Source organism: Micromonospora sp. NBC_00617 (assembly GCF_045161355.1).
Lineage (GTDB): Bacteria > Actinomycetota > Actinomycetes > Mycobacteriales > Micromonosporaceae > Micromonospora.
The window spans coordinates 5,349,600-5,375,721 of record NZ_CP107751.1 but is presented as its reverse complement, the minus strand read 5'-3'; the positions used below and the strand labels follow the sequence as shown (position 1 = coordinate 5,375,721).

Sequence of the window (26,122 nt, the reverse complement as noted above, 5' to 3'; positions counted from 1 at the left end):
TCGCGTTCCTCCTCACCGCCGGTTGAGCCAGGGCGTGCGCCTTGAGCAGGGCGCAGTGTGGTCGGGCGGCAGAGCACACCGGCCGCCGCCGGGTAGTGGCCGATCGCAGAAAACCCAATGGCGTACGCCCTGCTGGTCCTCGGCCGACACGGTCACCCCACCCGGCTCGACGCGGGCGCTGAGCCGGGCCAGCACGCGGGCGGCGGTCCGGGCGAGGATTCGGGCCCGGAGCAGGTCGGGTGCGGTGACCGGCAGGTGGATCACCCAGCGCTCGGTCATCGGTAGCGGTGGTTCGCCGACCGGGCGCTCTGGGACTTGTTCTCGCCTGCTGCCGCCGTCGGTGGTCGATCCTCGCGCCGGCTTACCAGCCGGCGGATCAGGTCGCGCACGGGGACCGCCCTTCGTCGTGTCGCGTCGAAGTGGAGGGGGCGGCCTCCGCCGGTTGCGGGCGGCGGAGACCGCCCCACCCTGCGACCGCAGCCTCGATCGGCGGTACGGCAGCAGGGCCGCGCCGGGGGAGCGCGGAGGGTGGGGTCTCGGCGGCGATGCGAGACCGGTACGAGAGGCGCCAACCGACCGCAGCAGCACCGCATCACCGAGAGTGACGCTACCGATGCGGTATCACCTACGTCAAGTACCGCGCTGACCTCTTCTACTGAACCCTCCTCACCATCAGCTATATCACCACCATCACCTCTTTCAGTAGATGCATTGCCTACGTCGAGGGGGTGGATCAATACTGAGTGGGCCAACCGACTGCAAGGGGCCGCGTCGTGCCTATCCCGCCCACCATGGACGAACTGCTAGACGACCTGCGAAGCAAGATCAAGGACGGTACGTATCCGCCGGGCAGCCAGTTGCCCTCGGGTCGCGCGCTTGCTGACTCCTACGACGTCTCGCACTCGACGATCCAGCGCGCGATCGCGACACTGCGGGAGCAGGGTGTGTTGGTCGGCCGTCCGGGTCGCGGCGTCTTCGTCGCGGAGACCACCCGGCGCTGACTCTCGACGGCTTGGGTTGCGCAGGCCCAAACCAAAGCATCTTGGTAGCGGTCTCAGCTACGGTGCTCTTGTCGATGACTCAGTAGGTATCGCCGACGGCGGTACTTAGAGAGGGGTCCGAACTGTGGCTACTGTCCAGCGTAAGAAACCCTCTGTCGCCGTCATGCCTCGGCCGCGGGATAGGTCGTCGACTGAGCAGCCCGGCAACTCCTTTAAGTACCTGTACTGGCGCCTGAGTGAGAAGCAATTTCAGCAACTTTGCGCAGCGTTGCTGCGAATCAAGTATGACCCGGTGCAATGCCTGCCAGTTGGCATGGCCGACGAGGGCATCGATATAATTTCGGAAGCCTCCATCATCTATCAAGTCAAGTGGAGCAGCAAAACCCAACAAGACCCCTCCAGTTGGCTCAAAGCCGCGATTGATGGAGAGCGTGCAAAGATCGCCCGACTCGTGGCGGAGGGGCGGGCATCTCGCTACGTGCTAATGACGTCTGTGGCGGGTACTACTACGGCAACGCGCTCGGGAAGCGTGCAAAGACTTAATAAGGAATTGGCGGCCTACAGTCAAGAGTTTGGCATCCCGGTCGAGTGCTGGTGGCAGGCGGATATCGACGCAGAGGTTGACGCCTCCCCGGAGTCGATTAAATGGTCGTATCCAGAGATGCTTGCTGGTACAGAGGCAATGCGTTATCTCATCCATGGGTCGCAGGTCTCTGGTGATGCAGCCAAGATGCGGGACACTCTGTTGCAGGTAATGGCAACCCAGTGGCGTGATGACTCTCGGATCAAGTTCTCTCAGGTCGAAATGGACCGAGTGCACCTTGTCGACTTTTTCGTCGACGTACAGATATCGCAGCAGGCCGCGCCTCGCAACGTACTTGACCGCTTCCTTACCTCTCAGGATCGTCAAGTATACGAAACTGCCGCAGCGGTCGAATACATGCTAAAAACAACTGTCCCCCTTACCTACCTCCTAGGCGTCCCCGGCCAGGGCAAGTCGACACTGGGTCAATATCTTTGCCAGGTCCACCGAGCGGAAATCTTGCCCGGAGACATGCTTGGCGAGAAGAAGCCTCCACACGAGTCTGTGTCCGACCCAAAGCTGCCATTGCGGGTTGACCTCAAGGACTACGGCACCTGGCTTTCGGGGCACGACCCGTTCGGCGATGATGAGTTGCCCAAGAAGCCGAAGCTTCGCAGGAAAGACCATCGAAGCCTAGAACTCTTCCTCGCAGCCCTCTGCTCGGCCTATAGCGGTGGCCGGCTGGTGACGGTCGAGCAGATTCAGAGTCTCCTGGCGCGATATCCAACTTTCCTAGTACTCGACGGCTTGGACGAGGTGGCTGATCCCGCTCTCCGCAAGGTTATGGTCGAACAGATCAACATTACGGCAATGCGGATGGGATCTGAGGGGACCGTACGTCGTTTCCAGATCCTGGTCACTTCCCGGCCAAATGCTTCCGGGCTCTCGGAACCTGACAAAGACATCTTCCAGACGCTCCGCCTGGAGCCGTTGACCCAGAAGCTTCAGCGCGATTTTGTAAACAAGTGGGCCGATGCCCATCAGATTCACGGAGCCGAGCGTCGGAGGCTTCAACGAACATTCCAGAGCAGAACTGCCATCGACCACATCGCTCAGCTTGCAGACAATCCTATGCAGTTGACCATCCTACTCTTTCTTATTAGCAGAAAGGGCGAGGCGGTTCCGGTATCCCGCACACCCCTCTATTCGGACTATATGGAGACCCTCCTTGATAGAGAAGTTGACCGGAAGCAGATCGAAAGGGAGGAGCTCCCTCGCGTAGCCGAGGTAACCTCGTTCCTCGGCTGGCACATGCAGTCAGGCGTAGAGACAGATCCCCGCGTCGGCCGAATGACACGTGACAACATCGAGACAACCTTATTCATATATTTCCGTCGCACGGAAGGGCCCAGCAACCAGGTCAGTCACCTCTTCCGCGCAGTAACGGATCGTTTTTGGGCGCTGACAAGCAAGGTTGAGGGGACCTTCGAGTTCGCCGTTCAGCCAGTCCGCGAATATTTTGCGGCAAAATTTTTAGCTGAGTTTGCTGGACAAGACCTCCGCGATCCTCTGCCCAAGCAGGAAGTGCTGGGACGGCTCATCGAGCGGCCGTATTGGTTGAACACGGCCCGGTTCTATGCCGGCTTCGCTAATCCCAATGAACTTGCAAGTCTTCGGTATGGGCTGGAGGACATCTTAAATGAGAAACGCCACCCGCTTCAGGTGCGTGTGGCAGTCTGGGCCTTGGTCAACGATGGCATTTTCGCCAACAAGCCTCGGGTGCAGCGCGACGTTGTACGCCTACTCACCGATGATTTGAGCTTGCGGCTGATCGCCCACCCGGGAGAAGCCTCAACCAACTTCCCTCATTTCAGTCGAAAATCTGGTGGCGACGATATGGTCGCACTGCTCCTGGACGACATCCAGTCCGACCCATTGAATCCGATGGCATTAGTGAGGGCTTCTATCCTGCGGCGGCGCCTGCCGCTTGAGCCGAAAGAATTTTCAGATTGGTGGGTCCCCCAGATGCGGGCGGCGATTGGCACGCCAAGGGAGACGGCGTGGCTTAGGATCGGCGCCGCCTTCGGTGTGCCGCGAGTAATGCCGCCTGATGCCACCAAGCTCAGTCTGAAAGATCCCGAGTCGTGCCAGGCAGCCCTATCTGTGGGCGCGTCTCCTGATCTAGGAACAGCTCAAGACAGGGCTTTACTCCGAGCAGTGCTAGACGGCTGGTGTTCTGATACATCGACATCGAGCTCCAGTCTCGCGGGCAGCTTGTTACGTGCGACTCGGCCGCAGTGGTATCTCCAGCTCCTAGAACAAGCCGAAAAAGCTCCTCCACTGCGAACCGAGCACCTATGGATTGGGGCAGCGGACCGATCCTTGCGGTCGTCCGCTTGGAACCAACTCGTGGATATCGACGCGAGATATGCGCAGCTGAAGAGAGCGGCGAATGCGCGTGGTAAGGGTCAGAAAGGTACTACGGAACCGTGGCAGAATCCGGCTAGAGAGATTGCCCGCATTCATGGCCCCTGCTGGCTCGCGGCTGAAATCGCAGTAATCGGTGCGGCCGCTCCCAGTAGGGTCGCATCAGGTTCATTTGACCCTGGTGGCGAGCCTTTCGGTACGAACATCGATTACGGGACATTCGTGTTGGAGTTGCGTCGGTACAAATGCGACCAACGTTGGTGGGAGGAAGCCTACGGTAACTATAGTGACTCTCTGTCTCGTCGGACTTGGGTGCTTGCGTTATTTGCAACTGCCGGTGAAGATAATGTTGTCACCCTGATGGATTATGTGGACGAGGTTCTCGACAATGCAACAGAGAGTGAATTTGCGGCATTGGCCGCTTCCTCTAGCCGGCTAGGCGTGTCAGGAGTGTCGTGCCGGCTGGGATCGAGGACACTGAGGGCTGCCGCAGGGGGTTGTCCTCGGACGGCTCTTCTCGCTACTCATTTTGCTAGCAGCCTGAGTTCACTCGATCCCCTAAAACCACTTAGCGACCGTGATCTGGTACAACTTTCCGCTCCAGATGCTGCGGCATGGGCGGTTGCCCGGGCTATAACAGCCAGGTTGCTGGACCGTCCGAGCAATACCCTCCTCGCCGCCCTTGCAGTTCTTGGGCCACAATCTAAAGTCGAGGTGCCGAGCAGTATAGTGTCCCGGAGTTCTCAACTGATCACGCCGCTTCTCGATCAACCGGCGAACTATCCCGGCTCTTGGGTGTTTGCGGCTGAACAGTGGCGCTCGATTAGCAACGATGAAGTCATCATGGAAGATGTCGTGGTAGACCAGGGGTGGGCGCCAAAGGTTCCGCGTGTGTAGCGGAACATGTTGATGCGCCGGACGAGATGTCAGCAGTTTCGCGACTGTTTAAAGAGTTGGCTCGGTTCTCGGCGGCGAAGTTCCCCACTTTGGAGATCACCAGGGTGCAGTTCGGCGCGAGTTTCCTGTGCCTGCTCCAGTTCGACGTGGATCGTGCCGAGATGCACATCGACATGTACTCGCCGTTCCTGAACAACTTCGGGGCGACCGAGTACGACATCCGCCAGGACGGCAGTCAGCCCAAGCCGCGCTACAACGGCTCGGAGGACAACCTGACCCTGCCGGTGGACCTCAGCACCCGCAAGACGTCGTTCGGCACCGACTCGCTCGCCGCGTACGTGCCGTCCGGCACGGTCGGTACCGACGAGGTGGCCTCGAACGATGTCGCCACGGCGACCTGGGACAAGCTCCTGCCGGGCACCCCGTACGGCTGGATCGTCTCGGCGCGCAGCGCCGACGGCGGCGAGGCGGTGGCCCAGCCGGCCGTGTTCGCGACCGCCAAGCAGGTTCCGACGATGACCGTCACCGCCGCCACGACCGACTGGGGCACCGCGGCGACGGTGACCGTGCGGGTGGCGGCCGGCAGCACGCCGGTCACCGGCGCGGTGGAGCTGAGCGAGGGTTCTACCGTCCGGGGGTCGGCCGCGTTGACCAACGGCGCCGCGACGTTCACCCTTCCGGTGGGCCTCGCGGGTGGCCAGCACACGCTTACCGCGTCGTACGCGGGCGACGACCACCTCGCTCCGGTGCAGGCCGCCGCTGTCCTGACGGTGAACCTGCCGGCCCAGTGGAGCTCGTCGACCGTCTACAACGACGGGGACCGGGTCACCTACCAGGGCCGGGTCTTCCGGGCTTCCTGGTACACGAAGAACCAGAAGCCGGGCGCCGACGCCAACGGCGCGTGGCAGGAGATCGTCATGACCGAGGACGGTACGGCGATCTGGACCGCGTCGCGGATCTTCAACGCGGGTGACTTCGCGATGTACGACGGTAGGAAGTGGCGGGCCCAGTGGTACACCCGCAACCAGAAGCCGGGTGACCGCAACGGGTCCTGGAGGAGATCGCCCCGACCCACGGACAACAGCCCAGCGGCCTGGACGCTCACGAAGGTCTACAACGCGGGCGACCGGGTGACGTTCAAGGGGCACGTCTACGAGGCGAAGTGGTGGATGCGCGGCCAGGAGCCGGGCGACCCGAACGGTCCCTGGAAGCTGATCAAGTAGCCAGGTTCGCGTGAACGCCGGCCCGGGACCGATTCTGGTCCCGGGCCGGTGCGCGTCTCGTCACCCGACCGGTGGAGCCGCAAGGTTCCGCCAGCTCTCACATTTTTCCTGCTCATACGCTTCGCCGAAGGCGGGACCGCTGTCGAAGCTCCCGCCTTGTGCACACGGCGGAGGGCAGATGGCGTCGAGGCGTACCCATCGGATGGTGGTGTCGGCCGTTGCCGGCGGTCTGTTCGCCCTCGGCGTGGTCGCGCCGGGTCCGGCGGCGGCGCCGCTGCCCCGCGCGGCCCGGGCGGACGGTCCTACGGCCCCTGACACGCGGGAGCCGCGCCCTCCGCTGCTGCCCGCCGACTTCCAAGGCACCGGCCGGTACATCGTGCGCGACCTCGGCATCGACGTCCCGTTCACCTGGCAGGGCCGGAACGGCAACAGCCAGATGGTCGCCGGCGGCCCGGAGCACCCGATCTGGTTCACGAACCTGATCTACGAGAACACCCTCTACACGCTCACCTACAAGTGGCCCAACATCCCGCTGTTCCCGCCGCGTCCGTGCAGCAAGGTGCCGGGGTTCTTCAACCGGCAGATCTTCAACGACAAGCTGAAGACCGCCCGCTATGTCGGCCCGGAGATCCTGCAGGGAGAGAAGGACCGGCACGTGGACCACTGGCGGGTAGGCGTGGTCGGGGGTTCCACGGTGCCGGGGGAGTTCTTCCGGTTCCCGCTCGCACTCGGCGACATCTACGTCGACCAGCACGACTCGACCCGGTGGTGGCAGGTGTTGCAGTTCGGCCTGCAGAACCTCTTCGACCCGGAACTCGACGAGTGGTTCACGATGGACACCTTCGACCTCGGCCCCGGCGAGGTCCAACTCCCCGACCGCTGCCCACCTCCCACGTCCTGACCATCCCCGGCCAGGTGATCAAGAGGTTTGCGTCACCGATCGGTCCGTCGATGACGCAAACCTCTTGATCACCACGTGCGGTGGGGCGTTAGAGGGCGAACAGCAGGGCCGCGTTCAGGAGGATGACCACGGCCGTCGCGAAGTGGATGCCGAAGGCTACGGCCTTCGTTCCGCCGTTGCGCAGCACGATGAGGGTGTCGCCCAGCGGGACGAGCGCGACGATCAGCATGAACCACGCGACCGCGTCGGCCGTGGTGAAGGCGATCAGGGCGAGGCCGAGCAGCCCGAAGGTGAGGTCCTTCAGCCCCTTGACCGTCAGGTAGGCCGGATCGCCATCGGGCCGGGCCGGTACGCCGTACCCGGCGGCTGCGGCCTGCGGCACCAGCAGGAACCGTGCACCGATGAAGGCGACGAAGAGGCTGAGCACGACGGCGAGTCCGTAGGCGAGGGGTGACAACATGGTCTGCTCCAATTGCTAGCGCCGCTAGATGTAAGAGCGACGCTAGCAGAGCGACGACAGCAACGCTAGCAGTGCTAGGGTTTTGTCATGTCGACTCAGACGCGCCGGGAGCGCGAGCGGGCGGAACGGGAACGGGCCATCGTCGCCGCCGCCCGCGACCTGGCCCTGGCCGAGGGCTGGGACGCGGTGACCACCCGGAGGCTCGCCGCCGAGATCGAATACAGCCAGCCCGTGCTCTACAGCCACTTCAAGGGCAAGGACGCCATCATGGCGGCGGTCGCCGTCGAGGGCTTCGCCGAGCTGGCCACCGCCCTGGCCGCGGCCCGAACCTCGGCCGCCGACCCCCGGCAGGCGATCGCCGACGTCGCCGCGGCGTACACCACCTTCGCCGAACAGCGGCCCGCCCTCTACGACGCGATGTTCACCCTCGCCGTGGACCTGCCGTTCGCCAGCCAGGACGTTCCGACCGACCTGGCCCGGGGGTTCGCCGAGCTGGCCGACGCGGTGCGTCCGATCGCCGGTGACGACGACCTGGAGGCGGTCACCGAGACGTTCTGGAGCGGCCTGCACGGTCTGGTCACGCTGATGCGCAGCGGCCGGCTCCGCCGCGCCGACCACGACCGGCGACTCGCGGTGCTGGTGAACCGCTTCTCCCGCTGAGCGTCGCCGCCCACGGCTGGCAGGGCCGTCGACCGGGTGGGTTGGTTGGTGCCGGGGGCTCAGAGCTGGTTTGCTCGCTCCGGGCTCACCGGGCCCCGAAGAATGCTGCGATCGGCTCGATGATCCTGCTCGGCGCCCGGTTCAGGCCGTCGTGGCCGCTGCGCGGGATCGGCAGGACCCTCGCTCGTGGGAGGGCGCGAGCCAGCTTCCCGTTGAGGTCGGCGTAGTAGGGCGGCCCCGCGGCCCCGTAGGCCAGCAGCACGTCCGCGCTCACCCCCGACCACGCCTCGGCCGGGCCGCCGCGCAGTCGGATCTGGTTCGTCTCGTCGAGGGTCATCGGCAGCAGGTCGGCCATCGTCCGGCCGATCGGCGTACGCAGGAACGCCCGGACCAGCGCGACGCGGACCCGCAGCGGAAGTCTGGTGGCCGGGTTGTGGGTGTTGATGCCGGCGTCGGTGATGGCCATCGCGCGGGCGATGTCACCGTCGCGCGCCGCCTGTCGTGCCTCGTCGAGCCATGCCGTGGGGAAGCCGCCGTCGATGTCGATCGCGATGTCGTAGAGCGCGAGCCGGTCGATCGGCAGCCGCACCGCGGCCTGCAGGGCGATGAAACCGCCGGAACTCTGCCCGATGACGTTGCGGGTGTCGGTGTGCTTCAGCACCGCGGCGAGGTCGTCGATGTCCTGGTCGAAGGTGTACGGCTGAGCGCGGGGGGTGGCGTCCGCCCGGCCTCGCCGGTTGTAGAGGTGCACCGTGAAGCGGTCGGCCAGCCGTTGGGCGAGCCGCCGGTAGACGTCGATGGTGATCCCGCCGCCGTGCACCACCACGATGCCCGGTCCGGCTCCTGTCGAGTGCAGCACGATCGACGCGCCGTCGTGTGCCGTGATCCGTTCCATGCGTGCCCACCCCCGATGGATGAAACTGCGAACACTGTACGCAGTTTACAGTGGATCGGTGAGCGACGCACCTACGAATTCCGACCCGGGCGGCGCCGACCGGCAGTCGATCTGGGCCCGGCCCGTACGCGGCAGCCGCGGCCCCACCCCGACCCACAACCGGGGCGCCATCGTCACCGCCGCCATCGCCCTGGCTGACGCCGAGGGAATCGCGGCGGTGTCGATGCGCGCCGTCGCCACCGCGCTGGGTGCCAGCGCCGGCGCGCTCTACCGCCACCTGTCGTCCCGCGACGACCTGCTGGACCTGATGACCGACCGGGTCGTCGGCGAACTACGGCCGTACCCGGAGCCGAACGCCGACTGGCTCGACGGCATGCTCCTGCTGGCCGGCCGGCAACGGGCGCTCTTCCGGCACCACCCTTGGCTGCTCGACACGATCAACCGGATGTCCGCGCCCGGCCCGGAGAGCCTGGCCTGGTTCGACGCCTGCCTGGGGGTTCTGGAGCCGGTCGACAGCGCGGTGACCGCCAAGTTCGAGGCCATCGGCATGATGACCGGCGTGGTGAGCCTCTTCGCCCGCAGCGAGGCCGGCTCCCGCTCGGTCAGCTTCGCCGAGGTGGACGTCGCGGCCTACCCGCACCTCGCCGCGGCGTTCAGTCGACCCGCGCGGCCGCCCGCCGAGCGCGACCTCTTCGACACGACCCTGCGGATCCTGCTGACCGGACTGCTCGACGCCGACCCGCCGGCCCGACCCTGAAACCCGCCCCGGCTTACCGCCGCCGCCCGCGTTCAGTCGACAGTCGGCAGCTTCGGCCCGAGGACGTCGTCGGCGTCGACGATCGTGTACGCGTACCCCTGCTCAGCCAGGAAGCGCTGGCGGTGCGCCGCGTACTCGGTGTCGATCGTGTCCCGGGAGACCACCGTGTAGAAGTGCGCCTGCCGGCCGTCGGCCTTCGGGCGGAGCACCCGACCCAGCCGCTGCGCCTCCTCCTGGCGCGACCCGAACGTGCCGGACACCTGGATCGCGACCGCCGCCTCGGGCAGGTCGATGGAGAAGTTGCCGACCTTCGAGATCACCAGCGTGCGGATCTCCCCGGTGCGGAACGCGTCGAACAGCCGCTCCCGCTCCTTGTTCGTGGTCGAGCCCTGCACGATCGGCGCGTCGAGGTACTCGCCGATCTGGTGCAACTGGTCGATGTACGCGCCGATCACCAACACCTGGTCGTCCGGGTGCCGGCCGACGAGCGCCTTGACGACCGGCAGCTTGGTGCGGGCGGTCGCCGCCATCCGGTAGCGCTCCTCGGCCTCCGCCGTCGCGTACGACATCCGCTCCGCGTCGGTCAGGGTCACGCGGACCTCGATGCACTCGGCCGGGGCGATCCAGCCCTGCGACTCGATGTCCTTCCACGGCGCGTCGTACCGCTTCGGGCCGATCAGGCTGAACACGTCACCCTCGCGGCCGTCCTCGCGTACCAGAGTGGCGGTGAGGCCCAGCCGGCGGCGGGCCTGGAGGTCCGCGGTGAACCGGAAGATCGGCGCGGGCAGCAGGTGCACCTCGTCGTAGACGACCAGACCCCAGTCACGGGCCCCGAACAGGTCCAGGTGGGTGAACGCGCCGCCGCGCCGCGAGGTGAGCACCTGGTACGTGGCGATGGTGACCGGGCGGATCTCCTTGCGCTCGCCGGAGTACTCGCCGATCTCCTCCTCGGTCAGCGACGTGCGGGCGATCAGCTCCCGCTTCCACTGCCGGCCGGCCACCGTGTTGGTGACCAGGATCAGCGTGGTCGCCTTCGCCTCGGCCATCGCCGCCGCCCCGACCAGGGTCTTGCCGGCCCCACAGGGCAGCACCACCACACCCGACCCGCCGGCCCAGAACGCCTCGACGGCCTCCCGCTGGTACGACCGCAGCGTCCACGGCTTGCGCCCGTCCTTGCCGGCCTCGGCCAGCTCGATCGGGTGCGCCTCGCCATCGACGTAACCGGCCAGGTCCTCCGCCGGCCAACCCAGCTTGAGCAGCGCCTGCTTGAGCCGCCCCCGCTCGGACGGGTGGACCCGGATCGTGTCGTCGTCGATCTTGTCGCCGAGCATCCCGGCGAGCTTCTTGCTCTTGGCCACCTCGATCAGCACCAGCCGGTCGAGCGCGCGCAGCACCAGCCCGTGCGCCGGGTCGTTGGCGAGCTGGAGCCGGCCGTACCGGTCCATCGTCTCGGCCACGTCCACCAGCAGGGCGTGCGGCACCGGGTACCGGGAGTATTTGATCAGCGAGTCGACGACACCCTCGGCGTCGTGCCCCGCCGCGCGGGCGTTCCACAGACCGAGCGGGGTCAGGCGGTAGGTGTGCACGTGCTCCGGCGAGCGCTCCAGCTCCGCGAACGGCGCGATCGCCATTCGACAGGCCTGCGCATCGGGGTGGTCGATCTCCAGCAGCAGGGTCTTGTCCGACTGCACGATCAGTGGTCCACCGCTCACGCCAGCGTCCTCTCCTCGGTTGGCCGTCCGGCCGGAACGGGGTCGCATACCCGCCGCTGGCCGACCATCCAGTGTTGCACGGCGGAGAACGTCGAAAGAAAGATGAGCACCGGGTGCAACCAGGACGGTGCTCACGAACGTCTAGCAAAGGGACGACCGGTCAGGGGAGGTGCCATGAGGCGTGTCCGGAACACTTCCCGGCTGGTTGCCTTGGCGGTGGTCGTGCTGGTCGGCGCCGGCGCGTGCACGTTCGATCCGCAGTCCGGTGGGAGTGGTGGCGGGGGAGCCGCCCCGGTCGGTGCGGCGGAACAGGCAACGGGGGCGAGCGGCACGTCCGGGCCGGGCCAGCGCGGCCGGCCCACGCCGGCCGCGCCGACGTCGACCGCGCCCAGCCCGAAACCCTCCCGGAAACCCACGCCGAAGCCGACCCGCACGGCGTCGACCCCGACCCCGACCCCGAGCACCGGTACGCCGACCGTCGCCGGCTGCCCGCAGGGCCAGCACCAGCGAGCCGTGGAGACCTACCTCGCCCGGCTCGGCGGGTTCGGGCCCGTCACGGTCGACGGGCGGCAGTCCGCCGCCGACTGCGCCGCCATCAAGAAGTTCCAGAAGAGGTACGGCATTCGCCCCGTCGAGGGACGCGCCGGACCGACCACCTTGGACGTGGCCCAGCGACTCGCCACCACCGACACGACCCGCTGCAAGGCCGGCACCGGCACCACCTTCTGCGTGGACCTGACCCGGCAGACCGTGTGGGCGGTCCGGGGCGGCAAGGTGATCATGGCGCCGACGGTGACGCGCACCGGCATGTCCGGCTACCGCACCCCGTCCGGCACCTACACCGTCAACTACCGCAATCCGAAGGAGTGGTCCAACCCGTACGAGGTGTGGCTGCCGTACTGGCAGCACTTCACCCAGGGCATGGGGTTCCACGAGACCACTACCTACCTGCACGACAAGTCGATCGGCTCGCACGGCTGCGTCAACCTGCTGCACGCCGACGCCGTCCGGATGTGGGAGCTGGGCAAGGTCGGCACCCGGGTGGTGCTGATCGGCCGCCGCCCCGGCACCTGAACATCCCGCCCGACTCAGGGTTTATCCCCTGTCACAGCCGCCCCGGGAGTGACACTCTTGGGAGTCCAGGGCCGCACCGGGCGGGGAGGCTGGGCATGACGGTCGACCGTGACGTGATCGCAGAGCACGACCACGCGCCACCCGACGAGGTGTCCCGCGCGACAGTGGCCGCGTACGCCCTCGCCGCGGCGCTCCTCGTCGGGTGGTTCCTCTTCGGCTGGCTGGTGCTGCGCCAAGGCTTCGTCGACTCGGTCGGTGAATCCGCCGGCGCCGGCTTCGCCCTGTTGCTGGCCGTCTCGGTGGTCGGCACCTTCCGGCGCAGCCGCCGCTGAGCTGGCACACCAGCGGCGGCTGAGCCCTGTTCAGTCCGCCAGCACCGCCGCCGTGATCCGGTGCAGCGCGAAGGTGTGCAGCATCTCGGTCCGCTCGTCCTCGGCCCGCAGGTAGCCGGCGCCGATCGACACCGGCTTGACCAGCCGGGACGCGGTCGCCCCGTGGGCGTCGACGTACCCGACCCAGACCAGCGCCTTGTCGCGGACCGCCTGCTGGAGCACGGCAAGAGCCTCGCTGTGCGTGTGCGCGGGCACGGGTCCACCGCCCAGCCCTGCCGCCCCGCCACGGACGACGGCAGGCGCCCGGCGGGCCGCCCGCGCCGCAGCGTCGCCCCGCCGGATGTGCTCCACCACTCCGAGCAGCCGGGGCATCGGCAGCTTCGGGGCGGCCAGCGGATCGAGCGTCCTGGTGGTCACCGCGACCCGTGCCGGAGCACGCCGGATCCGGGGTCGGGACAACATCGTGCCGCCCGTGCCGTCCTCCTGCACCGGCGCGTACCCGGCGTCCCGCAGCGCGCCCAGCAGCCGGCTGACCTGGTACGGAGTGCTCAGCACCGTCGGCGCCAGCCGGCGCAGCGTCAACGACTCCAACCGCCGGTCGGCCAGCACCTCGGTGAGCAGCGCCTCGTCGTCACTGCGCAGGTACGCCCCGGCCGACCCGACCCGCAGCCCACCGTGCTTACGGGCCACGTCGTCCACCAGGTAGCTGAGCCCCTGCGGCACCGGGGTACGTGACCGTCGCCGGAACAGCTCGTGCAGGTCGTCGGCCGTGTAACCGGCGTCCAGCGCCCTCCGCACGCTCGCCGTGGTGACCCGGTGCACGCTCGCCCCGCCGGCCGACTCGGGTTCGGTCGTCGCCTCCAACTCGGCGGCCAGCGCCGGCTCGGGCGGCCCCGGCACCACCACGGTCAGGTCGGCCTGCACCAGGAAGTGGTCGACCGGGGCGGGCAGCAGCGCGTCCAACGCCCGCGCGGCACTGGACGGATCGCCGCTCTCCGCGTCCATGTGCAACCCCAGGGGGTCGCCGCCCGGCTCGTCGGCCGACGTCAGCTCGCCCAGCAGCAACCGCCCGTACGAGGTGAGCGCCCCCAGGCCGGTCACGCCGAGCTGCGCCGCCTCGGCCAGCACCTCCCGGTGGGCGGCCTCCCGACCCCGGCTGCGCCGCGGCGCCCGCCAGTCCAGCAGGGCCTGCACCTCCTCCGGGCTGGGCGCGGTCGCCGGCTCCAGGTCGGCGAGCACCCCGAGCACCGCTCGCCGGGTGGCCGGTGCGCCGGCCCGCTCGGCCTCTGCGGACAGCGCGGTGATCGGCCGGTCCCGGTCGTCACGCCGACCGACCAGGCCGACCTGCCGGGTCATCGTCAACCAGGCGCGGGCCAGGTGCTCCCACCGCTGGGCCAGTGAGGCGGCCCGCCACACCTCGTACCCGCCGGTCGGCAGCACCTGCTGATCCGCGCCGTACCGGCCGGTCGTCGAACCGGGCATCTCCAGCTCACCGGCGAGCCCCGCCGCGTACGCCACCTCCAGCAGCAGCGCGGTGGCCGGCTCGTCCAGGCCGGCGGTACGTGCCAGCCGGCGCAGGTCTCGGACGCCGATGCCGCCGGAGCGCAGCACCGGCGCGGGTTCGGCGGCGAGCTGCTCCAACAGCCCCTCGGTGTGCCGGACCACCTCCATGGTCTGCCCGGCGCCGGCCGAATCGACCGCCTTGGGCTCGCGGGGCGCGGTGGCCACCGGCGGCGGGCTGGTGCGCAGCGGCCCGAGCGGGCCACTGTCGCGGCGTAGCAGGAGCCCCACCTCGCGGGGCAGCTCGACCGTGCCGCTGGCCGTCGACGAGCCGGCCGAGACGGCGACCAGCAGCCGGTTGTCGACCAGCCAGCGCACCGGCGAGCCGGTCGGCGCACCACCGTTGGTCGGGTCGGCGAGGACGGCGTCCTGCGCGCCGATCGGCGGTGCCTGCAACGCGCCCGGCGGCACGCTGCCCACGGGTGGTCCGGCCGCCAACCGGTCCAGGATCGCCCGGGCCGAGGGGGGCGCGGCGAGCAGCGTCCGGCGCAGTTTCGCCGGGTCCGCGCAGAGCGCGGCCGTGCGCGGGTCCAGCTCCGCGGCGGGTCGGCCGAGCCCAGCGGGGTACGGGGAGACCTCGTCGACGGCGGGCACCACGTGCAGGGCGTGCTCGGGGCCGTACAGCAGGAAGAGCGCCCTCAGCCGGCCCACGGCGGCCCGGACGGCCGTCGGTGCCGGCGGGTGCGGCCCGGTGGTCGCCATGGCGAGCACGGCGTCGGTGGCCGTGGTGCCCTCGTCCGGATGCAGGGTGAGCCGGGCGGCGTCGAGGATCTGGAGGGTGAACTGGTCCAGCCCGTCCAGGGCGCGGGCCACCGAGACCCGGGACTGGGCGCGGATGGCCAGGGCGGAGACGTCGGCCGGCACGGGCACGACGAGGTCCGGCCGGAGCGCAAGGAGCGCGGCCAGCGACTCGTCGGGCAGCGACCGCAGGTGGTCGGCGAGTGAGGTGGTCATCGTCTTTCCACGCTAGCCCGGGGCGGGGCAGTCGCGCCCCTCGGACGTCCGGCCGTTCGGGGTCGCCGGGTAGCTTTCTCGACATGCCCGCGCTGACCGTCGGATTCGATCTCGACATGACCCTGGTTGACTCCCGCCCCGGCATCGCCGCGGCCTTCCGGGCGCTGACCGCCAGGACGGGCGTACCGGTGGACGCCGACCTGGCCGTGTCCCGGCTCGGCCCGCCGCTGCGCACCGAGATCGCGCACTGGTTCCCGCCGGAGCAGGTCGAGTCGGCGGTGCTGGCGTACCGCGAGCTCTACCCCGCGTACGCGATCACCCCGACCCTTCCGATGCCGGGCGCGCGGGAGGCCGTCGAGGGGATTCGGGCCAAGGGCGGTCGTGTGCTGGTCGTCACTGCCAAGATGGGCCGGCTGGCCCGGCTGCACCTGGAGCACCTCGGCCTCGCAGTCGACGAGGTGGCGGGTGACCTGTTCGCCGAGCAGAAGGCGACCGCGCTGCGCGAGCACGGCGCGACCCACTACGTCGGTGACCACGTGGCGGACATGGTGGCGGCGGGTGTGGCAGGGGTGCCGGGAATCGCTGTCGCGACCGGGCCGTGCTCCCCGGACGAGCTGCGTGCGGCGGGGGCGAGCATGGTGCTGGACGACCTCACCGGATTCCCAGCGGCGCTCGACGGCATGATCCAGCTAGCCTGGGAGTAGTAGCGGCTCAAGTGAAGCAGGGGTTTTCAGGTGCCTACGGGTCGAGTGAAGTGGTACGACACGGCCAAGGGATACGGCTTCGTCACCAGTGACGAGGGCGGCGACGTGTTTCTGCCCAAGGGTGCTCTGCCGGCGGGCGTCACCGACCTCAAGGGTGGTCAGCGGGTCGACTTCAGCGTGGTGGACAGCCGCCGGGGCGCGCAGGCCATGGGCGTCAAGCTGCTGGACGCGCCGCCGTCGATGGCGGAGCTGCGACGTCGGCCGGCCGAGGAGCTGCACGGCCTCGTCGAGGACATGATCAAGGTGCTGGAGGCGAAGGTCCAGCCGGACCTGCGCCGGGGCCGGTACCCGGACAAGAAGACGGCGCAGAAGATCGCTCAGCTGGTCCACGCGGTGGCGCGCGAGCTGGAGGTCTGAGGCACCAGGCCGGCGGTGGCGGCGCGGTCGAGGAGTGCCGTCACCGCGGCGAAGCCGGCCTCGCCCAGGTCCGCGGTGAACTCGTTGACGTAGAGGCCGATGTGCCGGTCCACCACGTCGAGTTCCATCTCCTGGGCGTGCGCGAGCACGTACTCCCGGCTGGCCGCGGGATCCGCCCAGGCCTGCCGGACGGACTCGCGAATCCATCCGGCCGCTTCCACCGGGTCCACGGCGCCGCGCCGGGCCAGGATCGCGCCGAGAGGGATGGGCAGCCCGGTGTCGGCCTCCCACCACTCGCCGAGGTCGACGAGCGCGGTCAGGCCGTGCCGGTGGTAGGTGAACCGCGCCTCGTGGATGACCAGCCCAGCGTCGTAGCGACCAGCCGCGACGCCCGGCATGATCTCGTGGAACGGCACCACCTCGATCCGGGCCGGTGCCTGCCCGGCTGACCAGAGCCGGAACAGCAGGTACGCGGTCGTCCGATCACCGGGCACCGCCACCGTGGCACCGGTCAGGTCGGCGCGGTCACCCCTGGTGAGAACCAGCGGCCCGCACCCGCGACCGAGCGCGCCCCCGCAGGGCAGCAGGTAGTAGTCGTCGAGCAGCCAGGGCAGCGCCGCGTAGCTCACCTTCACCAGGTCAAACGCACCCCGCTCGGCCGCCGTGTTGGTGACGTCCACGTCGGCGTACGTCACCTGGACCGGCGGCGCACCGGGCACCCGTCCGTGCACCAGGGCGTCGAAGACGAACGTGTCGTTGGGGCAGGGCGAGATCGCAAGGGAGAGCGCCACGCCCTCACGTTAGCCCCGCCCCCCGCCAGCAGCCCGCGCACACCCCGCCCACTGTGATCCACGACGGGCCGGCCGGCCTGCCCGCTCGGAGCCGGCCTCGCGGCCTCGCGGCCTCGCGGCGGGCTCCGGCGGGGTGTTTCCGTCGGGGCTCGGAGGGTTGCCCCCGATCAGTTCGGGCGGGGTGCCCGGTCGGGCTCGGGCGGGGGTGGGTGAGGTCACGTCGCGTCCTGTAGAGCTGCCCCAGATATGGGGCGAGGTCAGCGCCCGCGGCGAGCGGTGGCGGCGGTGGCGCGGCCGTGAGCGGGCACCTGGGGCGATCTTGGTGGCGGTGTGCGGCGTGTTTGGGCCCTGGGAGGGCGAGCGTGGTGGCGGTCCGCGGTGCCAGCAGGCGCCTGGGAGGGTGATCGTGGTGGCGGTTCGCGGCGCCAGCAGGCCCCTGGCGGTGATCGTGGTGGCGGCGTGTGGCGTGAGTGGGCCCCCGGGGAGATCGTGGTGGCCAGTGCGACGTGAGCGGCGTCCTTGAAGGGTGATCGTGGTGGCGGCCTGGCGTGAGCGGGCCCCTGAGGGGTGATCGTGGTGGCGGCCTGGCGTGTTCGGGCCCCTGAGGGGTGATCGTGGTGGCGGGATGGGGCGATTGCGGTTTTTGCTCTCGTCGTTGACGAGCAGCGCGGCGTGACCGGCCCGAACGCCGATCGTGGTGGCGAGACAGTGGCGGGCTGCGCCATACGGGCGTGAGCCGCCGCCCGATGAGCAGGGCGCGGCGGCGCGGTGGAGCGGTGACGATGCGCCGGCCGCAGGCTCCGCGTCCCCAGCGACGTCCCTTCGCCGGTGGCTCTCGCAGCCGCCCCATTCATGGGGCAGCTCGACAGGGCCTGACAGAGGGGATACCCACAGCGGCGGTGGCGTTGTCCACATGGTTATCCACAGGCGGAAGGATGCCTGTTGACGGCGTTCGCCGGGCAGAAAACCATGGGCGGGTGGCAGTCGGAGGGGATGCGATCGATGTGGGCGCGGCGCTCCGTGATCTTCGTCGACGTGCCGATCTGAGCCAGCGGGAGTTGGCCGAGCGGTCCGGTGTCCCGAAGAGCACGCTGGCGCGGATCGAGGCCGGCAAGGGTGGCGGGCCAGCCTTTCGAACGGTGGCGCGGCTGGTCGCGGCGGCGGGGGGCGAGCTCGCGCTCCGCTTGCCCGGGGACGAGTTCTCCAGCGCGGGCGGCGGGCTGCTGGGCATGCCGGTCGACGAGCCACGGGACGAGGCTGACCGCCGGTACCCGGCCCACCTCGACGTCCGCCGGGTCCGCACCCTCAAGGACTGGCCAGGCGCCTGGTGGGCGCACTCGTACACGCTCCCGGAGAAGTTGTGGCCGGTGAAGGTTCCGGAGTTGACGTACGACCTGGACCGGAAGCGGCGGGACATGCGGCGGTGGCGGTCGGAGGCGCGTGCGCAGTTGGTCTTCCGGCGCGCGTCCGACGGGCTGCCGGCCACGTCCTGGCGGTTCCTCGCCGAGGTGTCTGGCGGCGGGCCGGTCGGTGAGCTGCGAGCTCATGAGCGGAGCGTCGACCTGCTCCTCGGCGAGGATCTGGACGACCGGCGTGAGTTGGTGCTGGAAGGCGTGGTCGTTGCCCCGGGCCTGCGGTCGCTTGGCATCGGGCGGCGGCTTGTCGAGATGTTGACAGAGGAGATGACACGGGCCGGCATTCGCGCCGCGCACGCGGTCGCCGAGTTGTTCGGCGACGTCGAGTTCCTTCTCGCCTGTGGGTTCGAGCTGCAGGCGAGCAGACCGGCGGCGCTGATGCTCAAGGTGTGAGGTGTGCCCGTGGTCAGCGCAGCGCCGGAGCTGCCGTGGTCAGCGCGGTGAGGGCCTCGCGCAGCCGCCAGGCGTCGCGGTCGCGGGGGCCGATGGGGTTGGAGATCGTGCGCAGCTCGACGAAGGGCACCCCGGCCTGCGCGGCGGCGACCGCCACCCCGTACCCCTCCATGGCCTCGGCGACCGCCTCCGGATGCCGGCGGCGCAGCTCCTCGGTGCTGGCGGCGGTGCCGGTGACCGTGCTGACCGTGAGCACCGGGCCGGTCGTGGCCGCCGGCAGGGCGGCGCACAGTGCCGCCAGCAGGTCCGGGTCGGCCGGCACCACGCTGCCGCCACCGAGCAGCGCGGGCGGCATGCCCAGCTCGTCGACGGGGATGAAACCCTCCGGTGACTCGGCGCCCAGGTCGGCGGCGATGCTGGCGGTGCCGAGCACGGTGTCGCCGACCTCGGCCCGCCCGCTGAAGCCGCCGGCCACGCCGACGCTGACCACCGCGCGGTACGGGCGCCCGGCGGCCTCGGCCAGCGCCAACAGCCGTGCGGTGGCGGCGCCGGCGACGGCCGGGCCCACGCCGACCGGGGTGACGGTCACGGTGGGGTCGGTCAGCCCGGCGCGGACCGCGTCCGCCTCGGCTGGCACCGCCGTCACCACCAGCAGACCGGTCACGAGAGTGAGCCGGGGGACTCGCGGGAGGTCTCGTCGTCGGCTCCGCCACCCGGGCGGCCGACCGCCGAGGACGGGCGGTAGATGTGGTAGCCCGGCGGGGTCAGGCCGGGGCTGTCGTACTGCGGAGAGCTGGACTGGGCCGGTGCCGGCGAGGTGGGTGCGACGTCCCCGGGTTCGTCGGCCGGCTCGTCCCCGGTCAGTTCGTCGTCGCCGAGCGGCCGGCCGGCCAGCTTCTCGCCGCGCAGTCGGGCGGCGACCAGCACACCCCGGATCGCGGCCAGTACGCCGACTCCGGCGGCGACCGCGATGCCGGTCCGCCCGTTGAACGGGACCAGCCCGAGCCCGCCGCCGACGACGAACGCGAGCATCAGCACTGTCTCGGAGTGGGCGAAGGAACTGGCTCGCAGCCGTTCCGGGATGCGCTCCTGGATCGAGGCGTCCACGGCCAGCTTCGCTATTCCGCTGACCAGCGCGGCGACCAGGCAGAGCAGAGCGACCATCACCAGTGAGAACTGGATGACGGCGAGCACCGCCACCCCAGCCACGATGATCATGCTGCTGGACTGGATGGCGGTCGGCCGGTGGATGCGCAGCCGGGTGCCGATGGCGGTGGCCAGGAAACTGCCGACCGCGAGCGCGCCCCCGACCACTCCCAGCGCCCACTTGGCGCCCAGATCCCGGCCGAACACGACGGTGGTCAGGTCGCCCTTCTTGATCGCGAAGGCGAGGAAGAGCAGCAGGAAGCCGTACATCGCGCGGAGCGTCGCGGCGCCGATCAGGGTGGCGATCACCAGCCGGCCGGCCGGGCGGCCCCGGCCCAGCGGCCGGTCGCCCCGGCGTCGGCCCAGCGCGCGCAGTGGTCGGGGGACCCGCTCCGGTGGCTCCGAGTCGGCCTTCGGCGGCAGGCGCAGCGCGATCACCATGCCGACCAGGAAGATCACGGACGCGACGCGCAGTGGCCACTGCGGGCCGAACCAGAACGCGGCCAACCCGATCGGCGCGACCAGCGCGCCCGCGACCGTGCCGTAGATGCTGGCCCGTGCACCCACCTGGGAGAGGCCCAGCCCCTCCGGCAGCAGTCGGGGCACCGCCGCGGACCGTGCCACGCCGTACGCACGCGACAGCGCGAGCACACCGAACGCGGCCGGATAGAGCCCGAAGCCGTGGATGTAGTCGGAGATCAACCAGGCCAGGAACGCCCGGCCGAGCATGGTCGCGGCCAGCGCGTACCGCCGGCCGTGCCGGAAGTGGTCCAGCAGCGGACCCACCACGGGGGCGAGCATCGCGAACGGCACCATGGTCACCAGCAGGTAGAGCGCGACCTTGCTGCGGGCCTCGCCGAGCGGCACGTTGAAGAAGATCGTCCCGGCCAAGCCGATGGCGATCAGTGTGTCGCCCGCACAGGAGACGGCGTGCAGATCGAAGAGGCGGACCATGCCGACCTCGCCGCCGGCGCCCCGCGTCCGGGCCCGACCGGCCCGGCGGGTCACCCAGCGGCCGCTGCCCACCGAACCACGAAGGAGCAGGCGGACGACCCGAATGCCGGTGCCGACGGTCCGCCCGAGGACGGATCGCCCGGAGCGGGAGTACGGCGGCATGTGCACCATCCTCGCCCATCTGATCCAGGTACGCCGCACCACTGCGGTGAAAGGTTCCCCGGGAGTCCCTGTCACCCCCGCGGGGAGCATGGGGAACAATGGTCCGGTGACCAGGCCCGCCTCCACCCGTGCCGCCCGTCTCGACCAGGTCTGCGCCGCCGCCGTCGAGGTGGCCCGCGCTGGCATCACCGAGGTGGACGCCGACGACGTCGGCGACCACCTGCAGGTCGTGGCCGAGGGTGAACGGCTGGTCACCCACTACTTCGAATGCCGCCTCGCCGGCTACCGCGGCTGGCGCTGGGCGGTTACCGTCACCCGCGTGGCGCGTAGCCGCACGGTGACCATCTGCGAGACGGTGCTGCTGCCCGGCCCGGACGCGCTGCTCGCGCCCGGCTGGCTGCCCTGGCAGGAGCGGCTCAAGCCGGGTGACCTCGGCCCGGGTGACCTGCTGCCGACGTCTCCGGAGGACGAGCGGCTGGTCCCCGGCTATCTGCTCTCCGACGACCCGGCGGTCGAGGAGACCGCCTGGGAGCTGGGTCTCGGCCGGGCGCGGGTCCTCTCCCGGGAGGGGCGTGCCGACGCGGCGCAGCGCTGGTACGACGGTGATCACGGCCCCACGGCGGCCATCTCCACCGCCGCTCCGGCCGCCGCTCGCTGCGGCACCTGCGGCTTCTACCTGCCGCTGGCGGGTGCGCTGCGGCAGGCGTTCGGGGCGTGCGGCAACTTCTACGCTCCGGACGACGGCCGGGTGGTCAGCGCCGACCATGGTTGCGGCGCCCACTCCGAGACGCTGATCGAGGCCGCCGAGACCGCGGTGGAGGATCTTCCGACGGTGTACGACGACAGCGCGGTGGAGTCCATGTCGGTCAGCCGTGCCCCGGGCTCGGTGGAGGCAGCCGAGCCGGCGGAGCCGTACGGGCACCCCTGAGCGTTCGTGCCAGCGCTCCCGGCGCAGCCGGGTACGCTCAGTTTGCGCGGCGGCGGCGTCGGTTGGCGTCGTGACGGAGCATGACAGCGAGGCCGGGGAACCCCCACAGGAAACCGGCGAGGCAGGTCCAGAGCCAGTTCTCGTGGTGGTGCTCGGTCAGCCAGCCCCGGAAGAAGACCAGCAGCACCAGCCCGACGACCGCCCATGCGATCAGCCCGGCGACGGCGAACGGCACCATCGGTGGGTCCAGCGGCGCGGGGCGCGGTGGCTGGTCATTCGGCATCGGGCAAGCGTACGCGATCCGCTTTCCCTGCCCGTCGGTGATCTGGGACGATGCGCGCGACAACCGGAAGATCACCTGCGAGGACCTGATGGCAGTATTGCCGCCCGAGAACGGCACACCTCCCGACCCCGCTCACCCGCGTAACGGTTTCGACCGGTTCTTCGAGATCTCCGCCCGCGGCTCGACGTTGAGCCGTGAGGTACGCGGTGGGCTGGCGACCTTCTTCACGATGGCGTACATCGTGGTGCTCAATCCGTTGATCCTGGGTGGTGCCGTCGACGGTGACGGCAAGTCCCTCCCGATTCCGGCGCTGGCCGCGGCGACCGCGCTGGTCGCCGGGCTGATGACCATCCTGATGGGCGTGGTTGGCCGGTTCCCGCTGGCGCTCGCCGCCGGTCTGGGCGTCAACGCCCTGGTGGCGTACGAGATCGCCCCCGAGATGACCTGGGCCGACGCGATGGGCCTGGTGGTGATCGAGGGTGTGATCATCGCTGTGCTGGTGCTCACCGGCCTGCGGACCGCGGTGTTCCGCGCGGTGCCCACGCAGATGAAGACGGCGATCGGCGTCGGCATCGGCCTCTTCCTGACCATCATCGGCCTGGTGGACGCCGGCTTCGTCCGGCGGATCCCGGACGTCGCGAACACCACCGTGCCGGTCGGCCTGGGCATCGGCGGCAAGCTGGTGGGCTGGCCGCTGCTGGTCTTCGTGGTGGGCCTGCTGCTCACGTTGGTGCTGGTGGTACGCCGGGTGAAGGGCGCGATCCTGATCGGGATCCTGACCTCCACCCTGCTGGCGGTCATCGTCGAGGCGGTCGCCAACATCGGCCCGTCGTTCGTCAACGGAAAGCCCAACCCGAAGGGCTGGGCGCTGACCGTGCCGGAGCTGCCCAAGACGGTGGTGGACGTGCCGGACCTGTCGCTGCTCGGCAAGTTCAACGTGCTCGACTCGTGGGGCCGGGCCGGCTGGGTGGTCGTGCTGATGTTCGTCTTCACCCTGTTGATCACGGACTTCTTCGACACCATGGGCACGATGGTGGCGGTTGGTCAGGAGGGTGGCCTGCTCGACGAGCGGGCCACCCCGCCGAAGGCCAAGGAGATCCTGCTGGTCGACTCGATCGCGGCGGCGGCCGGTGGCGCGGCCAGCACCTCCAGCAACACGTCGTACATCGAGAGTGCCGCCGGTGTCGGAGAGGGTGCCCGGACCGGCGTGGCCAGCCTGGTCACCGGCGTCCTCTTCCTGCTGGCGATGTTCCTGACGCCGCTGGTGGTGATCGTGCCGTTCGAGGCGGCGTCGACGGCCCTGGTGGTGGTCGGTTTCCTGATGATGACCGCGGTACGGACGATCGACTGGTCCGACTACGAGATCGCCATCCCGGCGTTCCTCACCATCGTGCTGATGCCGTTCACCTACTCGATCTCCAACGGGATCGGCGCCGGTCTGATCACTTTCGTGGTGGTCAAGCTGGCGAAGGGTAAGGCCCGGGAGGTCCACCCGCTGCTGTACGGGGTGGCCGTGCTCTTCGTGCTGTACTTCCTGCGCGGGCCCATCGAGTCGCTGGTGCTCTGAGCGTCGTCCGGGCGGGGAATCGAGGGTGATTCCCCGCCCGGAGCAGCACAAACATCCCCGTGAGCCTGGTCATAACGGATGTCGTTAGCCAGGCTCATTAGTTAAGCTAACTAACGTGACGGAGCGGACGGTGACGGCGGAACGCGTGCCACCGGCGCAGCTGGCTCCCCAGTTGCGAGATGCGATCACCCGACTCAACCGGCGGGTCCGACGGGCCCGGCCGGTCGGCGACCTCACGGTCACCCAGGTCTCCGCGCTCACCAGCCTGCGGCTGGCGGGCGCGATGACGCCCCGGGAACTGGCCGATGTCGAACGGGTGCAGCCACCGACGATGACCAAGATCGTCGCAAAGTTGGAGGACCGCGGCCTCGTGCAGCGGACCCCCCATCCGACCGACGGTCGGCAGGTCATCCTCGCGGCGACCGAAGGAGGGCAGGCCGTGCTCGACCAGTTCGAGCGGGCCCGCGACGAATGGCTGGCCCACCGGCTGGCCGCGCTCGACGAGGACCAACGGGAGACCCTGCAGAGGGCCGCCGAGATTCTCCAGCAGCTTGCTCGCGCCTGAGCCCGCGCGCGCCACTCCGGCCGTGCCGTCACCTGTCGATGACGCGTACGTCCTTGAGGAGGCGCACCGAGAGTGCAGGCCAAGCTGAGCACGATGTTCCAGTCCCTACAGGTCCGCAACTACCGGCTCTTCGCATCCGGGCAGCTGATCAAACTGATCGGCGTCTGGATGATGTTCATCGCCCAGGACTGGCTCGTCCTCGAGCTCTCCGACAACTCGGCCACCGCGCTCGGCGTGGTCACCGCGCTTCAGTTCACCCCGGTGCTGCTGCTCACGCTGCTCTCCGGCCGGCTCGCCGACCGCTATGACAAGCGGGTGCTGCTCTTCGTCGCCAACGCCTTCTGGACCGTGCTGGCGCTCGGGATGGCCATGCTGGTCCTCACCGACCTGGTGCAGCTCTGGCACGTCTTCGCGTTCGCCGCCCTGCTCGGCGTGGCCAACGCCGTGGAGACCCCGGTCCGCCAGGCGTTCGTCTCCGAACTGGTCGGCACGCCGCTGCTGCCCAACGCCCTGTCGCTGAACGCCGCCGTGTTCAACTCCGCCCGGATCGTCGGCCCGGCGGTCGCCGGCCTGGCCATCGCCGCCTTCGACGTGGGCCCGGTGTTCCTCTTCACCGCGCTCAGCTCGATCGCGCCGCTGGTCAACGTGGTCCGGATGCGGACGAGCGAACTGCACCGCGACGCGCTCCCACCGCGCGACGAGCGGGCGTCCGCGAAGGTCGTCGACGGGCTGCGGTACGTGTGGCGCCGCCCAGACCTGCTGTTGCCGATGGCGGTCATGTCGGTGATCGGTATGTCACTCTTCAACTTCCAGCTCACCCTGGCGGCGCTGGCCAAGACGGTCTTCCACACCGGTGCCGCCTCGTTCGGCCTGTTCAGCACGGCGCTGGCGGTCGGCGCGCTCGGCGGTGCTCTCAGCGGCACCGGCCGGCGCAGTCGGCCCTCGGTGTGGCTGGTGCTCGGCGCCGCGGTCGCATGCGCCAGCTTCGGCACCCTGGTCGGCTTCGCTGGGACGTACTGGCTGGTCGTGGCACTGCTCGTGCCCACCGGCTTCTTCATGGTCTTCTTCGCCCAGGCCGCCAACCAGCGCGTCCAGCTCGGGGTGGACGCCGCCTTCCGGGGACGGGTGATGGCCCTGTGGGTGCTGGTGTTCCTGGGCACCAACCCGGTCGGCGCACCGCTCATCGGCTGGATCGCCGAGCGCTTCGGCGCCGGGGCGAGCATCTGGATGGGCGGGCTGGTCTCGCTGGCCACCGCGCTGATCGCGCTCACCTGGCAACTGCGCCGCTCCGGTGCGCGACTGCGCTTCCGGGTGCTGCCCATGCCCCGCTTCTACGTCACCTCCACCGACTGCTGAGGGTGTAAGGAAGGGCCCCTTGTTATCGCATTTTGCATAACAAGGGGCCCTTTTTAACTTCGGCT

24 protein-coding genes are annotated in these 26,122 nt (G+C 69.5%); 15 read left to right on the top strand and 9 right to left on the bottom strand.

Annotation, left to right across the window (positions count from 1 at the left end; translation table 11 throughout):
- Nucleotides 1–12 precede the first annotated feature (12 nt).
- On the bottom strand, nt 13–279 hold the full coding sequence (locus OG505_RS24690) for a hypothetical protein (RefSeq protein ID WP_405428008.1): 267 nt from the start codon (nt 277–279) through the stop codon (nt 13–15).
- 512 nt (nt 280–791) lie between these two features.
- On the opposite strand from OG505_RS24690, the gene OG505_RS24685 reads away from it, so the two are divergent.
- The 4 genes from OG505_RS24685 to OG505_RS24670 all read left to right on the top strand — a co-directional run bounded on the left by OG505_RS24685 (nt 792) and on the right by OG505_RS24670 (nt 6,972).
- Nucleotides 792–1,001 (top strand): winged helix-turn-helix domain-containing protein, encoded by a 210-nt coding sequence (locus OG505_RS24685; RefSeq protein WP_405428006.1) that lies wholly within the window; start codon nt 792–794, stop codon nt 999–1,001.
- Nucleotides 1,002–1,125: 124 nt separating this feature from the next.
- Nucleotides 1,126–4,848, top strand: a complete 3,723-nt coding sequence (locus tag OG505_RS24680; RefSeq protein WP_405428005.1) for an NACHT domain-containing protein — start codon at nt 1,126–1,128, stop codon at nt 4,846–4,848.
- A 56-nt stretch (nt 4,849–4,904) separates the two neighbouring features.
- Complete coding sequence (locus OG505_RS24675) at nt 4,905–6,071, top strand: carbohydrate-binding protein (RefSeq protein WP_405428003.1); 1,167 nt, start codon at nt 4,905–4,907, stop codon at nt 6,069–6,071.
- Nucleotides 6,072–6,249: 178 nt separating this feature from the next.
- On the top strand, nt 6,250–6,972 hold the full coding sequence (locus OG505_RS24670) for a hypothetical protein (RefSeq protein WP_405428001.1): 723 nt from the start codon (nt 6,250–6,252) through the stop codon (nt 6,970–6,972).
- Between the two features lie 88 nt (nt 6,973–7,060).
- Here the strand turns inward: OG505_RS24670 and OG505_RS24665 are convergent, their stop codons facing one another.
- Nucleotides 7,061–7,432, bottom strand: coding sequence for a DUF4267 domain-containing protein (locus tag OG505_RS24665; RefSeq protein ID WP_405427999.1), 372 nt, complete (start codon nt 7,430–7,432; stop codon nt 7,061–7,063).
- An 87-nt stretch (nt 7,433–7,519) separates the two neighbouring features.
- On the opposite strand from OG505_RS24665, the gene OG505_RS24660 reads away from it, so the two are divergent.
- Complete coding sequence (locus OG505_RS24660; RefSeq protein WP_357573509.1) at nt 7,520–8,092, top strand: TetR/AcrR family transcriptional regulator; 573 nt, start codon at nt 7,520–7,522, stop codon at nt 8,090–8,092.
- 85 nt (nt 8,093–8,177) lie between these two features.
- Here the strand turns inward: OG505_RS24660 and OG505_RS24655 are convergent, their stop codons facing one another.
- A complete protein-coding gene (locus tag OG505_RS24655) occupies nt 8,178–8,987 on the bottom strand; it encodes an alpha/beta fold hydrolase (protein ID WP_405427997.1) in 810 nt (269 codons plus the stop codon).
- 58 nt (nt 8,988–9,045) lie between these two features.
- Here OG505_RS24655 and OG505_RS24650 point away from each other — a divergent pair, with 58 nt between their 5' ends.
- Entirely contained in the window at nt 9,046–9,744 is a 699-nt protein-coding gene (locus OG505_RS24650; RefSeq protein WP_405427995.1) for a TetR/AcrR family transcriptional regulator, read from the top strand.
- A 32-nt stretch (nt 9,745–9,776) separates the two neighbouring features.
- Here OG505_RS24650 and OG505_RS24645 read toward each other — a convergent pair whose 3' ends face one another.
- Nucleotides 9,777–11,456, bottom strand: a complete 1,680-nt coding sequence (locus OG505_RS24645) for a DNA repair helicase XPB (RefSeq protein WP_405427993.1) — start codon at nt 11,454–11,456, stop codon at nt 9,777–9,779.
- 174 nt (nt 11,457–11,630) lie between these two features.
- On the opposite strand from OG505_RS24645, the gene OG505_RS24640 reads away from it, so the two are divergent.
- Nucleotides 11,631–12,530: a L,D-transpeptidase family protein gene (locus OG505_RS24640; RefSeq protein WP_405427991.1), complete on the top strand. Its 900-nt coding sequence runs from the start codon at nt 11,631–11,633 to the stop codon at nt 12,528–12,530.
- 95 nt (nt 12,531–12,625) lie between these two features.
- Entirely contained in the window at nt 12,626–12,862 is a 237-nt protein-coding gene (locus OG505_RS24635) for a hypothetical protein (protein WP_405427989.1), read from the top strand.
- A gap of 30 nt (nt 12,863–12,892) precedes the next feature.
- On the opposite strand, the gene OG505_RS24630 is transcribed toward OG505_RS24635, so the two are convergent.
- Nucleotides 12,893–15,376, bottom strand: a complete 2,484-nt coding sequence (locus OG505_RS24630; protein ID WP_405427987.1) for a helicase-associated domain-containing protein — start codon at nt 15,374–15,376, stop codon at nt 12,893–12,895.
- Nucleotides 15,377–15,459: 83 nt separating this feature from the next.
- Between OG505_RS24630 and OG505_RS24625 the strand changes: the two genes are divergently transcribed.
- Both OG505_RS24625 and OG505_RS24620 read left to right on the top strand, forming a co-directional pair.
- On the top strand, nt 15,460–16,080 hold the full coding sequence (locus OG505_RS24625) for an HAD family hydrolase (protein WP_405427985.1): 621 nt from the start codon (nt 15,460–15,462) through the stop codon (nt 16,078–16,080).
- A gap of 30 nt (nt 16,081–16,110) precedes the next feature.
- The gene (locus OG505_RS24620) at nt 16,111–16,497 is read left to right on the top strand and encodes a cold-shock protein (protein WP_088986676.1); all 387 of its coding nucleotides are present in this window, start codon (nt 16,111–16,113) and stop codon (nt 16,495–16,497) included.
- On the opposite strand, the gene OG505_RS24615 is transcribed toward OG505_RS24620, so the two are convergent.
- Complete coding sequence (locus OG505_RS24615; RefSeq protein WP_405427982.1) at nt 16,458–17,288, bottom strand: 1,4-dihydroxy-6-naphthoate synthase; 831 nt, start codon at nt 17,286–17,288, stop codon at nt 16,458–16,460. The genes OG505_RS24620 and OG505_RS24615 overlap by 40 nt on opposite strands.
- A gap of 977 nt (nt 17,289–18,265) precedes the next feature.
- On the opposite strand from OG505_RS24615, the gene OG505_RS24610 reads away from it, so the two are divergent.
- The gene (locus OG505_RS24610; protein ID WP_405427980.1) at nt 18,266–19,096 is read left to right on the top strand and encodes a GNAT family N-acetyltransferase; all 831 of its coding nucleotides are present in this window, start codon (nt 18,266–18,268) and stop codon (nt 19,094–19,096) included.
- Between the two features lie 13 nt (nt 19,097–19,109).
- On the opposite strand, the gene OG505_RS24605 is transcribed toward OG505_RS24610, so the two are convergent.
- Both OG505_RS24605 and OG505_RS24600 read right to left on the bottom strand, forming a co-directional pair.
- Nucleotides 19,110–19,760, bottom strand: coding sequence for a futalosine hydrolase (locus OG505_RS24605; protein WP_405427978.1), 651 nt, complete (start codon nt 19,758–19,760; stop codon nt 19,110–19,112).
- Nucleotides 19,757–21,358 carry an MFS transporter gene (locus tag OG505_RS24600; RefSeq protein ID WP_405427976.1) on the bottom strand — a complete coding sequence of 534 codons (1,602 nt, stop codon included), beginning with the start codon at nt 21,356–21,358 and terminating at the stop codon, nt 19,757–19,759. Before OG505_RS24600 ends, OG505_RS24605 begins: the two co-directional genes overlap by 4 nt.
- Between OG505_RS24600 and OG505_RS24595 the strand changes: the two genes are divergently transcribed.
- Complete coding sequence (locus OG505_RS24595; protein WP_405427974.1) at nt 21,357–22,286, top strand: DUF3027 domain-containing protein; 930 nt, start codon at nt 21,357–21,359, stop codon at nt 22,284–22,286. The genes OG505_RS24600 and OG505_RS24595 overlap by 2 nt on opposite strands.
- A 37-nt stretch (nt 22,287–22,323) precedes the next feature.
- Here the strand turns inward: OG505_RS24595 and OG505_RS24590 are convergent, their stop codons facing one another.
- Entirely contained in the window at nt 22,324–22,569 is a 246-nt protein-coding gene (locus OG505_RS24590) for a DUF2530 domain-containing protein (protein ID WP_234589025.1), read from the bottom strand.
- 88 nt (nt 22,570–22,657) lie between these two features.
- On the opposite strand from OG505_RS24590, the gene OG505_RS24585 reads away from it, so the two are divergent.
- From OG505_RS24585 to OG505_RS24575, 3 genes are all read left to right on the top strand, one after another.
- Nucleotides 22,658–24,136 carry an NCS2 family permease gene (locus OG505_RS24585; RefSeq protein WP_405434677.1) on the top strand — a complete coding sequence of 493 codons (1,479 nt, stop codon included), beginning with the start codon at nt 22,658–22,660 and terminating at the stop codon, nt 24,134–24,136.
- Nucleotides 24,137–24,251: 115 nt separating this feature from the next.
- Entirely contained in the window at nt 24,252–24,701 is a 450-nt protein-coding gene (locus tag OG505_RS24580) for a MarR family winged helix-turn-helix transcriptional regulator (RefSeq protein ID WP_405427971.1), read from the top strand.
- A 72-nt stretch (nt 24,702–24,773) separates the two neighbouring features.
- Nucleotides 24,774–26,057, top strand: coding sequence for an MFS transporter (locus OG505_RS24575; protein WP_405427969.1), 1,284 nt, complete (start codon nt 24,774–24,776; stop codon nt 26,055–26,057).
- The last annotated feature ends 65 nt before the right edge of the window (nt 26,058–26,122 follow it).

Excerpts from the sequence above, each read along its gene's own strand:
- OG505_RS24585 (WP_405434677.1), top strand. The coding sequence starts at position 22,658 with ATGGCAGTATTGCCGCCCGAGAACGGCACACCTCCCGACCCCGCTCAC.
- OG505_RS24690 (WP_405428008.1), bottom strand. The coding sequence starts at position 279 with ATGACCGAGCGCTGGGTGATCCACCTGCCGGTCACCGCACCCGACCTG.
- OG505_RS24625 (WP_405427985.1), top strand. The coding sequence starts at position 15,460 with ATGCCCGCGCTGACCGTCGGATTCGATCTCGACATGACCCTGGTTGAC.
- OG505_RS24595 (WP_405427974.1), top strand. The coding sequence starts at position 21,357 with ATGTGCACCATCCTCGCCCATCTGATCCAGGTACGCCGCACCACTGCG.
- OG505_RS24600 (WP_405427976.1), bottom strand. The coding sequence starts at position 21,358 with ATGCCGCCGTACTCCCGCTCCGGGCGATCCGTCCTCGGGCGGACCGTC.
- OG505_RS24685 (WP_405428006.1), top strand. The coding sequence starts at position 792 with ATGGACGAACTGCTAGACGACCTGCGAAGCAAGATCAAGGACGGTACG.
- OG505_RS24670 (WP_405428001.1), top strand. The coding sequence starts at position 6,250 with ATGGCGTCGAGGCGTACCCATCGGATGGTGGTGTCGGCCGTTGCCGGC.
- OG505_RS24590 (WP_234589025.1), bottom strand. The coding sequence starts at position 22,569 with ATGCCGAATGACCAGCCACCGCGCCCCGCGCCGCTGGACCCACCGATG.
- OG505_RS24635 (WP_405427989.1), top strand. The coding sequence starts at position 12,626 with ATGACGGTCGACCGTGACGTGATCGCAGAGCACGACCACGCGCCACCC.
- OG505_RS24660 (WP_357573509.1), top strand. The coding sequence starts at position 7,520 with ATGTCGACTCAGACGCGCCGGGAGCGCGAGCGGGCGGAACGGGAACGG.
- OG505_RS24665 (WP_405427999.1), bottom strand. The coding sequence starts at position 7,432 with ATGTTGTCACCCCTCGCCTACGGACTCGCCGTCGTGCTCAGCCTCTTC.
- OG505_RS24655 (WP_405427997.1), bottom strand. The coding sequence starts at position 8,987 with ATGGAACGGATCACGGCACACGACGGCGCGTCGATCGTGCTGCACTCG.
- OG505_RS24640 (WP_405427991.1), top strand. The coding sequence starts at position 11,631 with ATGAGGCGTGTCCGGAACACTTCCCGGCTGGTTGCCTTGGCGGTGGTC.
- OG505_RS24630 (WP_405427987.1), bottom strand. The coding sequence starts at position 15,376 with ATGACCACCTCACTCGCCGACCACCTGCGGTCGCTGCCCGACGAGTCG.